Annotated in this window: 10 protein-coding genes; 4 read left to right on the top strand and 6 right to left on the bottom strand. The window is 71.6% G+C overall.

Annotated elements, in window-relative coordinates; genetic code table 11:
- Positions 1-8: 8 nt before the first annotated feature.
- The 4 genes from ACH4OW_RS21060 to ACH4OW_RS21045 form a co-directional block, all read right to left on the bottom strand.
- Positions 9-1499, bottom strand: a complete 1491-nt coding sequence (locus tag ACH4OW_RS21060) for a GntP family permease (protein WP_398029552.1) — start codon at positions 1497-1499, stop codon at positions 9-11.
- A 125-nt stretch (positions 1500-1624) separates the two neighbouring features.
- Positions 1625-2035, bottom strand: coding sequence for a RidA family protein (locus tag ACH4OW_RS21055; protein WP_398029550.1), 411 nt, complete (start codon positions 2033-2035; stop codon positions 1625-1627).
- A 12-nt stretch (positions 2036-2047) separates the two neighbouring features.
- On the bottom strand, positions 2048-2806 hold the full coding sequence (locus ACH4OW_RS21050) for an IclR family transcriptional regulator (protein WP_360127461.1): 759 nt from the start codon (positions 2804-2806) through the stop codon (positions 2048-2050).
- A complete protein-coding gene (locus tag ACH4OW_RS21045; RefSeq protein WP_398029768.1) occupies positions 2803-3867 on the bottom strand; it encodes a sugar kinase in 1065 nt (354 codons plus the stop codon). The genes ACH4OW_RS21050 and ACH4OW_RS21045 overlap by 4 nt, the downstream gene beginning before the upstream one ends.
- A 254-nt stretch (positions 3868-4121) precedes the next feature.
- Between ACH4OW_RS21045 and ACH4OW_RS21040 the strand changes: the two genes are divergently transcribed.
- Both ACH4OW_RS21040 and ACH4OW_RS21035 read left to right on the top strand, forming a co-directional pair.
- The gene (locus ACH4OW_RS21040; protein ID WP_398029548.1) at positions 4122-5402 is read left to right on the top strand and encodes an amino acid deaminase; all 1281 of its coding nucleotides are present in this window, start codon (positions 4122-4124) and stop codon (positions 5400-5402) included.
- 237 nt (positions 5403-5639) lie between these two features.
- Positions 5640-7256 carry an amidohydrolase family protein gene (locus tag ACH4OW_RS21035; RefSeq protein ID WP_398029546.1) on the top strand — a complete coding sequence of 539 codons (1617 nt, stop codon included), beginning with the start codon at positions 5640-5642 and terminating at the stop codon, positions 7254-7256.
- Here the strand turns inward: ACH4OW_RS21035 and ACH4OW_RS21030 are convergent.
- On the bottom strand, positions 7192-9039 hold the full coding sequence (locus ACH4OW_RS21030; RefSeq protein ID WP_398029544.1) for a P-loop NTPase fold protein: 1848 nt from the start codon (positions 9037-9039) through the stop codon (positions 7192-7194). The genes ACH4OW_RS21035 and ACH4OW_RS21030 overlap by 65 nt on opposite strands.
- Before the next feature lie 218 nt (positions 9040-9257).
- On the opposite strand from ACH4OW_RS21030, the gene ACH4OW_RS21025 reads away from it, so the two are divergent.
- Together ACH4OW_RS21025 and ACH4OW_RS21020 are read left to right on the top strand one after the other, a co-directional pair.
- Positions 9258-10469 (top strand): pyridoxal phosphate-dependent aminotransferase, encoded by a 1212-nt coding sequence (locus tag ACH4OW_RS21025; protein WP_360127446.1) that lies wholly within the window; start codon positions 9258-9260, stop codon positions 10467-10469.
- A 113-nt stretch (positions 10470-10582) separates the two neighbouring features.
- Positions 10583-10990 (top strand): hypothetical protein, encoded by a 408-nt coding sequence (locus ACH4OW_RS21020; RefSeq protein WP_360127443.1) that lies wholly within the window; start codon positions 10583-10585, stop codon positions 10988-10990.
- Between the two features lie 146 nt (positions 10991-11136).
- Here ACH4OW_RS21020 and ACH4OW_RS21015 read toward each other — a convergent pair whose 3' ends face one another.
- Entirely contained in the window at positions 11137-12960 is a 1824-nt protein-coding gene (locus tag ACH4OW_RS21015; RefSeq protein WP_360127440.1) for a phosphoenolpyruvate carboxykinase (GTP), read from the bottom strand.
- Positions 12961-13072: the final 112 nt, after the last annotated feature.

Below are 13072 nucleotides of genomic sequence, written 5' to 3'. Positions count from 1 at the left end.
TACGGCCGTCAGATCACCGTGCTCATCAGCGCAGCCACCGCGAATCCCACCACCGACAGGACCGTTTCCAGGACCGTCCACGACTTCAACGTGTCGCGTTCGGAGATGCCGAAGTACTTGGCGACCATCCAGAAGCCGCCGTCGTTGACGTGGGAGGCGAAGATCGAGCCGGCCGAGATGGCCATGATGATCAGGGCGAGGTGGGGCTGGGAGAGGTGCTGGCCGTCGATCAGGGGGAGGACGATGCCGGCGGTGGTGACGATGGCCACGGTTGCCGAGCCCTGGGCTACGCGAAGGACTACGGACACCAGCCAGGCGAGCAGGATGACGGGCAGGCCGACGTTCTGGAAGGTGTCCGAGAGGGCGTCGGCGACGCCGCTGCCCTTGAGGACGGCGCCGAAGATGCCGCCCGCGCCCACCACCAGCAGGATGTTGCCGACCGGCTTGAGGGACGCGGTGGAGACCGTCTCCAGGGACTTGCGTGACCAGCCGCGGCGGATGCCGAGGAGGTAGTAGGCGAGGAGCAGGGCGATCGTCAGGGCCACGAAGGGGTTGCCGAAGAATTCGACGACCGAGCGGAGGGTGGAGGGGGCCAGGGCGATCGAGGAGAAGGTGGCGAGGAGGATGAGGACGAGGGGGGTGCCGATGATGGTGAGGACGGTGCCCAGGGCGGCCGGCTTTTCGTGGGGTTGTACGCCTGCCGCGGTCTGTTCGGCGGTCACTGCCGCCCGGGCCTCCTCCGCGGCCTCGACCATGTCCTGCGGTACGGGGACGAACAGGCGCTTGCCGATCCACGCGGCGTAGGCCCAGGCGGCCAGGACGGCGGGGATGCCGCAGGCGATGCCCATGAGGGTGATCCAGCCCAGGTCCACCTTGAAGAGGCCGGCGGCGGCTACCGGGCCGGGGTGGGGCGGCAGGAACGCGTGGGTCATGGAGAGGCCGGCGAGGAGGGGCATGCAGTAGAGGAGGATGCTCTTGCCGCTTCGCTTTGCCGCTGCGTAGACGATGGGTGCGAGGACGAAGATGCCTACGTCGAAGAAGACCGGGATGCCGAAGATGAGGCCGGTCAGGCCCATCGCGAGGGGGGCGCGGCGTTCGCCGAAGAGGCCGAGCAGGCGCGCGCTCAGGACTTCCGCCCCGCCGGAGACTTCGAGGATCGCGCCGAGCATGGTGCCCAGGCCGATGATGATGGCGACGTGTCCGAGGATGCCGCCCATGCCGCTCTCGATGAGGGAGGGGAGGGCGGATTTCTGGACGGTGCCGAAGAGTTCGGTGACGGAGAGGCCGGCTGCCAGACCTACGGCTATGGAGACGCCCAGTAGCGCTACGAAGGGCTGGAGGCGGACTTTGATGATGAGGAAGAGGAGCAGGAGGATGCCGAGGGCGGCGACCGTGAGGAGGCCGGGGGTGCCCGGTATGAGGGCGAGCAGGCCGCCGGTGTGGGGCGGGGCCGGTGGTGCGGCGGGGGCCGCGGCAGCGGCGAGGGCAGCGTGGACCATGTGATGACTCCGTTGTCAGACAGGGAAGTTCCAGGCAGGGGGGACCGCGGCACGGCGCCCCGGGCGTTCGGGGCGCCGTGCCGTGCGGCGGGTTCAGCGGCGGTAACGGCAAGGGGAGGTCCCGGTCAGCCCAGTACCGCGAGGGCGTCGATCTCGATGAGCAGGCCCTTGGGGAGGCCGACGTACACGGTCGTACGGGCGGCCGGCGCCTCCTTGAGGCCCTCGGCCTCGAAGTAGGCGTTGTAGATCTCGTTCATCTCGGCGAAGTGGTCGACGTCGGTGAGGTAGACGCGCATCATCATGACGTCGTCCCAGGTCGCGCCGCCTTCCTCCAGGATCGCCTTGACGTTGGCGAAGGTCTGGAGGGTCTGCTCGCGCAGGGTGGGGCCGGCCGGGGTGGGGGCCTGGCCCTCGACGGCGGACAGGAAGCCGACCTGGCCGGCGACCTGGAGGATGTTGCCCTTCTTCACGCCGTGGGAGAACTTGGCGGGCGGGGTGGTGTGGGTGGCGGGGGTGAGGGCGGTCTTCTCGGTCATGGTCAGGCTTCCTTACTGGTCCTTCTGCGGGGTGTTGCCGGAGTACTCCCGGCTGATGGCGTCCGCGGTGCGGCGTACCAGCGGGAGCAGGGTGAGGAGTTCCTCGGCGGTGACGACGACATTCGGCGCGGAGACCGACATGGCGGCGACGAGCCGGCCGTCCGCGCCGCGGATGGGGGCCCCGACGCAGTTGATGGATTCCTCGTGGCCGCCGAGGTCGGTGGCCCAGCCCTGTTCGCGCACCTTGGCGAGCTCGGCCAGGAATGCCTGCGCGTTGGGTGTCGAACGGGACGTGTAGAGGGGGTAGTCGAGCTTTTCGGCGAGCGCGCGGCGCTCGGGCTCGGGCAGGTCGGCGAGGAGCAGCTTGGCGACGGCCGCGACGGTGATGGCGACCGGTTTGCCGATGCGCGAGTACATCCGTACCGGGTAGCGGCTCTCGACCTTGTCGATGTAGAGGACCTCGTTCTCCTCGTACACCGCGAGGTGCACGGTGTGCCCGCACTTCTCGTTGAGCTTCGTCAGGTGCGGGTGGGCGATCTCGCGTACGTCCAGGTTCTCCACGGCCTGCTGGGCGAGCGCGAAGAGCCGGGCGCCGAGGCGGTAGCGCTGGTCGCTCTGGCGGTAGACCATGCCGTGCTCGTGGAGCGTGCGCAGCAGCCGCAGGGCGGTGGACTTGTGTACGTCGAGGCGGCCGGCCACCTGCTCCAGGTTGGCGGGGCCTTCCGCCAGCAGCGGCAGGATGCTCAGTGCGCGGTCGACTGTCTGACTCATGGTGTACGGACCTCCACCCGTGGGTTGTGCACCCCGTGGCTGTCGGTGTCGCTGCTGGGGTTGTCGGGTGCGTCACCGTGGGTCGTCCAGCCGGGGCCGAGTCGCAGTCTCCCCCAGTCGGCAGGGTCGAGGCGCGCAAGGCGGTCGGCGAGGCCGCGGGACGGGGGTGTGCCGAGGTCGCCCGGGACGGTGAGGGAGGCGGCGGCCATGAGGTGACCGTGCCGGATGCGTTCGAATACGGGCAGGTCGCGGAGGGTGGCGGAGAGGAATCCGGCGGCGAAGGCGTCGCCGGCGCCGACGGGTGCGACGACGTCGACGGCGAGGGCGGGGGCGGTGGTGACCGTGTCGCTGCCGTCGGCCTGGCGGGCGTACGCGGTGGCGCCGTCGGCGCCCTGTTTGACGACGAGGACGGCGGGTTCGGGCAGCGCGTCGCGTACGGCGCCGGGGCCGTGCAGGTCCCAGGCGGCCGCGGCCTCGTCCTCGCCGACGAAGACCAGGTCGCAGCGGCGGGCGAGGTCGAGGAGGAGGCCGGGGCCGCGTACGGTGCGGTCGCGCCACAGCCCGACGCGGTAGTTGACGTCGAAGGAGACGAGGGGGCGCCCGGGGGCGGGGGCGGTGAGGGTACGCAGCACGTCGAGGCAGCTGTCGGAGAGGGCCGCGGTGATGCCGCTGAGGTGGATGACGCGGGTGTCGCGCAGGGCGTGGTCGTCCAGGAGGCCGGGGGACATGGCGGAGGCGGCGGATCCGGCGCGGTAGTAGGCCACCTCGGCTTCGCCGGCGCCCGTTTCCGTACCGGTGGCGCGTTCGCCGGCCGTACGGAAGTAGACGCCGGTGGGGCGGTCCGGGTCGCGCTGGACGTGGGTGACGTCCACTCCGCAGGCGGCGACGGCGTCGCGGATGTGGTCGCCGAAGCCGTCGGTGCCGACGCGGGAGATCCAGCGGGCGCGGTGGCCGGTGCGGGCGAGGGCGCAGGCGACGTTGGACTCGGCGCCGCCGATGCCGCGCTCGAAGGTGGTGACGTCGGCGAGCCGCCCGGGTCCGGCGGGCATGAAGGTGACCATGGTTTCGCCGAGGCAGACGACGTCGGTGCCCGGCCGGGCGTGTGTGGTGCCGTCCGTGGCGTCGCTGCCGCCGGTGCCGGCGTTGCTGGACGTGGTCACGATCTCCTGCACTCCTTTGCGTACGGGCTGTGTTGAGCCGTTCCGCGACGTGTTACGCACCATTGACCCGGCGATGGCTCGGATGTTAGACAGCAGTGAGCGATATGCGCAATGGGTGTTGCACGTAGTGCAACAAGGACTTTTGAGGAGGCCCCATGGCCGCCGAGCGGCACGCGAAGACCCTCGCGGACGAACGGGTCGACCACCGCTTCAAGGGGCTTCCCCCGGACGCCGCCGGGCGTACCGTCGGCGAACTGACGGCCGAGCGGCGCAACCTCTTCACCGGCGGCTTCACCACGCCCGTCCTCGCACTGTCCGCCGAGTCGCTGGAACACAACCTGGCGCTGATGGAGACGTACACCGAGCGGCACGGCCTGGCCTTCGCGCCGCACGGCAAGACCTCGATGGCGCCGCAGCTCTTCGCCCGCCAGCTCGCCCGCGGCGCGTGGGGCATCACCGCCGCCGTCCCCCACCAGGCCCGCGTCTACCGCGCCTACGGCATCCAGCGGATCTTCCTCGCCAACGAGGTCGTCGACGCCGCGGCGCTGCGCTGGCTGGCCGCCGAACTGGACGCCGACCCCGGCTTCCGCTGCGTCTGCTACGTCGACTCGCTGCGCGGCGTGGAGCTGATGGACGCCGCCCTGCGCGAGGCGGGCGCGACCCGTCCGCTGGACGTGGTCATCGAACTGGCCGCCGGCGAGGGCGCCCGTACCGGCGTCCGCACCGACGCCGAATGCGTCGAACTGGCCGACGCCCTCGCGGGCGTGGACACCCTGCGCCTGGTCGGCATCGCCGGGTACGAGGGCGAGGTGCCCGACGCCACGCCGGAACGGGTGACCGCCTGGCTGCGCCGGCTCCTCTCCCTCACCGTGGCCTTCGACCGGGCCGCGCGCTTCGCCGACCTGGACGAGATCGTGCTCAGCGCGGGCGGCAGCGCCTGGTTCGACGCGGTCGCCGAGGTCTTCGACGAGGCGCCCGAGCTGTCCAGGCCGCTGCTGAAGCTGCTGCGCTCCGGCGCGTACGTCTCCCACGACGACGGCCACTACCGCCGGCTGACCCCCTTCAACCGCGTCCCGGACGAAGGCGCCCTCCAGCCCGCCTTCCGCCTCTGGGCGCAGGTCGTCTCGCGCCCGTCCCCCGAGCAGGCGTTCCTGAACGCGGGCAAGCGCGACGCGGCGTACGACCTCGACCTGCCGCAGGCCCAGGTCGTACGGTCCGGGCGGGACGGCACCGAGCGGCCCGCCGCGGGGGTCACCGTCACCGGGCTCTCCGACCAGCACGCCTGGGTCCGTACGGAGCGCTCCGGCGACCTGGAGGTCGGCGACTGGGTCGGCCTGGGGCTGTCGCACCCGTGCACGTCCTTCGACAAGTGGCAGCTGATCCCGGTGGCCGAGGCGGACGGCACGGTCGTGGACTACGTCCGCACGTTCTTCTGACGGTCCCCACGGCCCCCTGAGGGCCGCGAGACTTCGGCGCGGGGCGACCACCCCCGAGTCCCGCACCGAACGCCGGGGGCAGCCCCCTGCCCCCGGCCGGCGCGCCCGCCCCCGGGCGCGCCCGGCCCCGCTCCGGTGCGTCCCCCCGTCACCGGAGCGGGGCCGCACAGCCACCGCCGCGGGGTCGTGCAGCCACCGCCGCGGCGCGGCCCGGCTCACAGGAAAGGCAGTTCGGTCATGGACACCGTGGTCCGCGACGTACGCGTCATCGACGGCACCGGCACCCCCTCCTATAGGGCGGACGTCGCCCTCGACGGCGGCCGGATCGCCGAGATCCGCCGGGAATCGGACTCCGGGCCGCGCCCCGGCGCCGCACGCGTCGTGGACGGCGCGGGCCTGGCCCTCTCCCCCGGCTTCATCGACATGCACGCGCACAGCGACCTGGCGCTGCTGCGCGACCCGTCGCACGAGGCGAAGGCGGCGCAGGGCGTCACCCTCGAAGTGATCGGCCAGGACGGCCTGTCGTACGCGCCGGTCGACGACCGCACCCTCGCCGAGGTCCGCGCGCAGATCACCGGCTGGAACGGGGACGGCTCGGACATCGACTTCGACTGGCGCACGGTCGGCGAGTACCTGGACCGCCTCGACCACGGCTTCGGCGGCCAGGGCATCGCCGTCAACGCGGCGTACCTCGTCCCGCAGGGCACCGTGCGGATGCTCGCGCTGGGCTGGGAGGACCGCGCGGCCACGCCCGGCGAGCTGGCCCGGATGCGGCAGCTGGTCGCGGAGGGCCTGGAGCAGGGCGCCGTCGGGCTCTCCTCCGGCCTGACGTACACCCCCGGCATGTACGCGGACGACGCCGAACTCACCGAACTGTGCCGGGTCGTGGCCCGCTACGGCGGCTACTACTGCCCCCACCACCGCTCGTACGGCGCGGGCGCGCTGGAGGCGTACCAGGAGATGGTCGGCCTCACCCGCCAGGCGGGCTGCGCCCTGCACCTCGCGCACGCCACCATGAACTTCGGCGTGAACAAGGGCCGCGCCCCCGAACTCCTCGCCCTCCTCGACCGGGCGCTGGCCTCCGGCGCCGACATCACCCTGGACACCTACCCGTACACGCCCGGCTGCACGACGCTGGTCGCGATGCTGCCGAGCTGGGCGAGCGAGGGCGGGCCCGACGCGATCCTGGCGCGGCTGCGGGACGACGCGACGGCGGAGCGCATCCGGCACGTCATGGAGGTGACGGGCGCGGACGGCTGCCACGGCGTGCCGATCGAGTGGGACACCATCGAGATCTCCGGCGTCTCGAACCCCGCGCTGGAGCCCCATGTCGGCAAGACGGTCGCCCGCTCGGCGCTGGAGCGCGGCGAGGAGCCGTGGACGACGGCCCGGCGCCTGCTGGTCGAGGACCGGCTCGGCTCGACGATCCTCCAGCACGTCGGGCACGAGGAGAACGTCCGGGAGATCATGCGCCACCCGGTGCACACCGGCGGCAGCGACGGCATCCTCCAGGGCAACAAGCCGCACCCCCGCGCGTACGGCACGTTCCCGAAGTACCTGGGGACGTACGTGCGGGAGCTGGGCGTGCTGTCGCTGGAGGAGTGCGTCGCGCACCTGACCGGGCGTGCCGCGGCCCGGCTGCGGCTGCCCGACCGCGGTCTGGTCCGCGAGGGCTACCGCGCCGACCTGGTGCTGTTCGACCCGGACACGGTTGCCGCCGGGTCCACCTTCGACGCGCCGCGCACCCTGCCGACGGGCATCCCGCACGTCCTGATCGACGGCCGCTTCGTCATCGAGGACGGGCGGCGTACGGACGTACTGGCGGGGCGCTCGGTCCGGCGAACGCGCCGCTGATCAGCCGTATCAGCTCGTCCGCGTCGGCTGCCACGCCCAGTGCGCCCAGGTCGCGGGCGGTGTCCTGACGGGCGGGGGTGACCCGGCCGGCGAAGAAGACGACGGGGCCGGTGTAGCGCCCCTCCCGGCGCAGGGCCGCCACATGCGTGAAACCGGCCCGGTCGTCCGTGCCGCGGGCGATGTCGGAGATGATCAGGGACGGCATCCGGGCGGCGATGGCGGCGTCGGCGGCCCCGGAGTCCACGGCGATCTCCACGGTCGCCCCTTCCCGGCGGAACCAGGCGGCCAGCGAAGTGTTGTTCTCGGGGCGGTCGTCGACCCAGAGAATCGTGCGGCCGACGAGGGGCGCCTGCGGGTCGAAGCCCGGGAAGCGGGCCCTGGACCGTCTGCGAAGACCGGTCCGCGCGCCCGGCACCACCCCGCCGAAGATCTCCGGCTCCTCCCGCCGCTCCACCGCCACCAGCGCCGGCGCGCCCTCGCGCAGCCTGCGCACCAGTTTCTCGGAGCGCGGCAGGCCGAGCAGGCCGTCGAGCAGGGAGTTGAACGCGGCATCGGCGGCCATGCGGGGGAAGACGGTGGGCAGTTCGTGTTCCAGCCGCTCCAGCGTCGCGGCCGGGTCGGTCAGGCTGCGCGGTACGTCGCGCCGCTCCAGGAAGGCTTCGACCCGGGGCCGTTCGGCCTCGGGTACGGGCTCCGCCGTCCGCAGCAGCGTCCGCACCCGCCGGTACGTGCAGAAGTCCGCGATCACATCGCCCTCGTCGGCGCCCGGCGGGCTGGTCATCATCCGGTAGAAGTCGGCGTAGAAGTACTGGATCAGCAGCGTGCGGAGCACCGCCTCCGGCGGGTGGTCGGCCCACATCGGGTTCAGGGTGGCCTCCAGGACGAAGCCGTTGACCAGCCGTTTGATGCGGCGCGGGTTGCGGGCCGAGCGCTCGGCGAGCAGGTCGACCAGCGGCTCGTCGAGGAGTTCCTCGATACCGACGGTGCGCGCGCACCACTTGATGTACTCCTGTACGCCCTGGCCGTCGGCCACCGGGATGCGGTAGCTGGTCTGGAAGATCTTCTCCATGAAGGCGCTGCCGGCGGGTGACAGGTCGCGCAGCAGGCCGCTCGGCCCCAGCACGGACCGGTCGCAGCCGATCACGAACGCCAGCCCCGGCACGTCCAGGTAGACCTTGACCGCCTCGCACACCGCGAGCACCGTCTCCTCGGAGCAGCGGTCCAGGTCATCGATGAAGACGACGAGCATCCGGCGCGGCGAGTAGGCCGCGTTGCCGGCCCACTCCTGGGCCAGGTCGCGGATCGCGTCGCGCATCTCGTTACGGGCCTGGGAGTTGACCGACAGGCTGCTCCACAGCTCGTCGACCAGCCCAGCGGCGCCGAGCGGACCGGCCGCGACGGTCGCCAGCGCCCGCAGGGCACGCAGCAGGGCCCGCTGTTCGGACACCCGGTGCAGCGCGCGCCGCAGCAGCCTGCGGTCGAAGCGCATCAGCACCGACTTGATCAGCCCTTCCAGTGCGTCAGCGCCGGTCGAGGTCCAGGCGTTGTACCAGACGGTGTGCACCTCGGGAGCCGTCGCCAGCTCCGCGTCCACCAGGCGCATCAGGCTGCTCTTGCCCATGCCCCACCCGGCGTCGACGGCGAGTGTGAAGGGGGTGGAGGACCGGGAGTCGACCAGCAGGCCGGCCAGTTGCCGGGCGGCGCGGCCCGCTCCCAGCAGGTCGGTGCCGGCCGAGTCCACCGGCTCGTCGTTGAGCAGTGCGAGCCGTTGCTGCGTTGTCACCGTGTCGCCCCCCGTGATCGTCCCCTCACAGCCCCGGAGCGTACCGCCGACGCGCGCGGGCGCGAGCCCCGCCGTACGAGCCCTTCCGTACGCCGGGCGCTCGGGTGCGCGCGGCGGCGCACGCCGTGACGGCGGGTGAGCAAACCCACACCGCCGGTCCCCCCAAGGTGAACAAAAACACCAGGCAGCCCGTGTTACGCGCCCGTAAGGTGGCTGGCATGCAGGTGATCCAGTCAACGAAGCTCGCCAACGTCTGCTACGAGATCCGGGGTCCGGTCCTTGAGGAGGCGATGCGGCTCGAAGCAGCGGGGCACCGCATCCTCAAGCTGAACACCGGCAATCCGGCGGCCTTCGGCTTCGAGTGCCCGCCGGAGATCCTGGAGGACATCCTCCGCACGGTCGGCACCGCGCACGGCTACGGCGACGCGAAGGGCCTGCTGTCCGCCCGGCGCGCGGTGATGCAGCACTACCAGACCAAGGGCATCGAGCTGTCGGTCGACGACATCTACCTGGGCAACGGCGTGTCCGAGCTGATCCAGATGTCGATGCAGGCGCTGCTGGACGACGGCGACGAGGTCCTCGTACCGGCGCCCGACTACCCGCTGTGGACGGCCTCGGTCTCGCTGTCCGGCGGTACGGCCGTGCACTACCGCTGCGACGAGCAGGCGGACTGGATGCCGGACCTCGCCGACATCGAGCGCAAGGTCACCGACCGCACCAAGGCCATCGTCGTCATCAACCCGAACAACCCGACGGGCGCGGTGTACGACGACGAGCTGCTGCGCGGCATCGCCGAGATCGCCCGCCGGCACAACCTGATCGTCTGCGCCGACGAGATCTACGACAAGATCCTCTACGACGGCGTCACCCACACCCCGTTCGCCTCGCTCGCCCCCGACCTGCTGACCCTGACGTTCAACGGGCTCTCGAAGTCCTACCGGGTGGCGGGCTACCGCAGCGGCTGGATGGCGGTCTGCGGCCCGAAGGCACACGCGGCCTCGTACATCGAGGGCCTGACGATCCTCGCCAACATGCGGCTGTGCGCGAACATGCCCGCGCAGCACGCGGTGGCCACCGCACTCGGCGGGCGCCAGTCGATCAACGACCTGGTGCTGCCGGGCGGCCGGCTGCTGGAGCAGCGGGACACCGCGTACGACCTGCTGACGCAGATTCCGGGCGTCACCTGCACCAGGCCGAAGGGCGCGCTGTACGCCTTCCCCCGGCTGGATCCGAAGGTCTACAAGATCAAGGACGACCGGCAGATGGTGCTGGACCTGCTGCGCGCCGAGAAGATCATGATCGTGCACGGCACGGGCTTCAACTGGCCCGAGCCGGACCACTTCCGGCTGGTCACGCTGCCGAACAAGGACGACCTGACGGACGCGGTGACCCGCATCGGCACGTTCCTGGACGGCTACGGGCAGTACTGAGCGCGGCGCGGGACGACGCCACGCCGACTCGGCGCCTGTACGGATCACAACTTTAGACAGTGTCTAAGCTAGGATGGTCTCCTAGCCGTTGAGTGTTGCCAGGAGGCCGTCCCATGTACGAACCGATCCGCACCAAGTCGGTCCACTCCATGGCCGCCGACCAGGACGTCCCGCACCGCTCCCGCGCGGAGGAGCTGGACATCCGGCTCGCCGGCCACCTGACCGCGCTGCTCACCGTCACCGACGAGCTGCGCACCGCCGTTCCCGATCCCGCGCTGGACGACGCAGCCGAGCGCCTCGCCGACCAGGTGACGCGGCTGCGCGGCGGGGCGTACCCGCTGCGTGCCGCGCCGACCGGCGGCGGCGACCCGTCCCGCGCGCCCCGGCTGCACCGGCGCGCCCGGATGCTGGCGGGCAGCGCCCTGGCGGTCGCCACCTCGCGGTCCGACCGGGCCGCCGCCGCGCTGGCGGCGGAGCGCATGGAGGCCCACGCGGCGGTGCAGGAGCTGGCCTCGGCCTGATCCGCCGGCGGCGGGCCCGGGCCGCCGGGACCACGAAAAAGACGGCCGGAGCCACGTGTTCGTGCACGTGGCCCCGGCCGTCGACCGTGGCGGTCCGGTGCGCGTCCGCGTCTGTGCCTGCGTCCGCGCCGGACCGTTTCGCCGTACTAGCCCAGGCGGCGTACCAGCGCGTGGTACTCGTCCCACAGCTCCTTCGGCGTGTGGTCACCGAAGGTGTTCAGGTGCTCGGGGATCAGCGCCGCCTCCTCGCGCCACACGTCCTTGTCGACGGTGAGCAGGAAGTCCAGGTCGGCGTCGGCCAGGCCGAGGCCCTCGGTGTCCAGCGCCTCCTTCGTCGGCAGCACGCCGATCGGGGTCTCGACGCCCTCGGCCCTGCCCTCCAGGCGCTCGACGATCCACTTGAGCACCCGGCTGTTCTCGCCGAAGCCCGGCCACACGAACCGGCCCGACTCGTCCTTGCGGAACCAGTTGACGTAGTAGATCTTCGGCAGCTTCGCCTGGTCCTTGTCCGCGCCGACCTTGATCCAGTGGCCCATGTAGTCGCCCATGTTGTAGCCGCAGAACGGCAGCATGGCGAACGGGTCGCGGCGCAGCTCGCCGACCTTGCCCTCGGCCGCCGCGGTCTTCTCGCTCGCCACGTTCGCGCCGAGGAAGACGCCGTGCTGCCAGGTCAGCGACTCGGTCACCAGCGGTACGGCGCTGGCGCGGCGGCCGCCGAAGAGGATGGCCGAGATCGGCACGCCCTTGGGGTCCTCCCACTCGGGCGCGATGATCGGACACTGGCCCGCCGGCACGGTGAAACGCGCGTTCGGGTGGGCCGCCGGGGTGCCGGACTCCGGCGTCCAGTCGTTGCCCTTCCAGTCGGTCAGGTGGGCGGGCAGCTCCTCGGTCATGCCCTCCCACCACACGTCGCCGTCGTCGGTCAGCGCGACGTTGGTGAAGACCGAGTTGCCCCACATGGTCTTCATGGCGTTGGCGTTGGTGTGCTCGCCGGTGCCGGGCGCGACGCCGAAGAAACCGGCCTCGGGGTTGATCGCGTACAGCCGGCCGTCCTCGCCGAACCGCATCCAGGCGATGTCGTCGCCGATGGTCTCGACGGTCCAGCCGGAGATCGTGGGCTCCAGCATCGCGAGGTTGGTCTTGCCGCAGGCGCTCGGGAACGCGGCGGCGACGTACTTCGACTCCCCCTGCGGCGGGGTGAGCTTGAGGATCAGCATGTGCTCGGCGAGCCAGCCCTCGTCGCGCGCCATGACGGAGGCGATGCGCAGCGCGTAACACTTCTTGCCCAGCAGGGCGTTGCCGCCGTAGCCGGAGCCGAAGGACCAGATCTCGCGGTCCTCGGGGAAGTGCGAGATGTACTTCGTGGAGTTGCACGGCCACGGCACGTCGGCCTCGCCCTCGGCGAGCGGGGCGCCGAGGGTGTGCACGGCCTTGACGAAGAAGCCGTCCTCGCCCAGTTCGTCCAGGACCGCCTGGCCCATCCGGGTCATGGTGCGCATCGAGACGGCCACGTACGCCGAGTCGGTGATCTCCACACCGAGCGCGGAGAGCGGGGAGCCGAGCGGGCCCATGCAGAACGGGACGACGTACATCGTCCGGCCGCGCATCGCGCCGCGGAAGATGCCCTGCTCACCGGTGAAGACGTCGCGCATCTCCGCCGGGGCCTTCCAGTGGTTGGTCGGGCCCGCGTCCTCCTCCTTCTCGGAGCAGATGAAGGTGCGGTCTTCGACCCGGGCGACGTCGGAGGGATCGGACGCGGCGTAGTAGGAGTTGGGGCGCTTGATCGGGTCCAGCTTGCGGAAGGTGCCCTTGGCGACGAGCTCCTCGCACAGGCGCTCGTACTCCGCCTCCGAACCGTCGCACCACACGACACGGTCCGGCTCGGTGATGGCTGCGATCTCGTCGACCCAGGAGACGAGTTCCCGGTGGGTGGTCGGTACGGGGGAGGGAGCCGCGTTGTCGCGCGCCACGATCGCTCCTAGATGAGGGTTGGACGGACCGCTGCCCGGAAGGCCGGCAGGGCCCGCTGTTGAAGATGTCTGCCCCTTGGGGGCTGCGACCCGGATGCTTCGCGACCGCTCA

Source organism: Streptomyces sp. NPDC017056 (assembly GCF_044332485.1).
GTDB lineage: Bacteria > Actinomycetota > Actinomycetes > Streptomycetales > Streptomycetaceae > Streptomyces.
This window is presented reverse-complemented; position numbering and strand designations above follow the sequence as displayed.

Coding starts and splice junctions, on each gene's coding strand:
- ACH4OW_RS21060 (WP_398029552.1), bottom strand. CDS start 1,499: ATGGTCCACGCTGCCCTCGCCGCTGCCGCGGCCCCCGCCGCACCACCG.
- ACH4OW_RS21055 (WP_398029550.1), bottom strand. CDS start 2,035: ATGACCGAGAAGACCGCCCTCACCCCCGCCACCCACACCACCCCGCCC.
- ACH4OW_RS21050 (WP_360127461.1), bottom strand. CDS start 2,806: ATGAGTCAGACAGTCGACCGCGCACTGAGCATCCTGCCGCTGCTGGCG.
- ACH4OW_RS21045 (WP_398029768.1), bottom strand. CDS start 3,867: ATGGTCACCTTCATGCCCGCCGGACCCGGGCGGCTCGCCGACGTCACC.
- ACH4OW_RS21040 (WP_398029548.1), top strand. CDS start 4,122: ATGGCCGCCGAGCGGCACGCGAAGACCCTCGCGGACGAACGGGTCGAC.
- ACH4OW_RS21035 (WP_398029546.1), top strand. CDS start 5,640: ATGGACACCGTGGTCCGCGACGTACGCGTCATCGACGGCACCGGCACC.
- ACH4OW_RS21025 (WP_360127446.1), top strand. CDS start 9,258: ATGCAGGTGATCCAGTCAACGAAGCTCGCCAACGTCTGCTACGAGATC.
- ACH4OW_RS21020 (WP_360127443.1), top strand. CDS start 10,583: ATGTACGAACCGATCCGCACCAAGTCGGTCCACTCCATGGCCGCCGAC.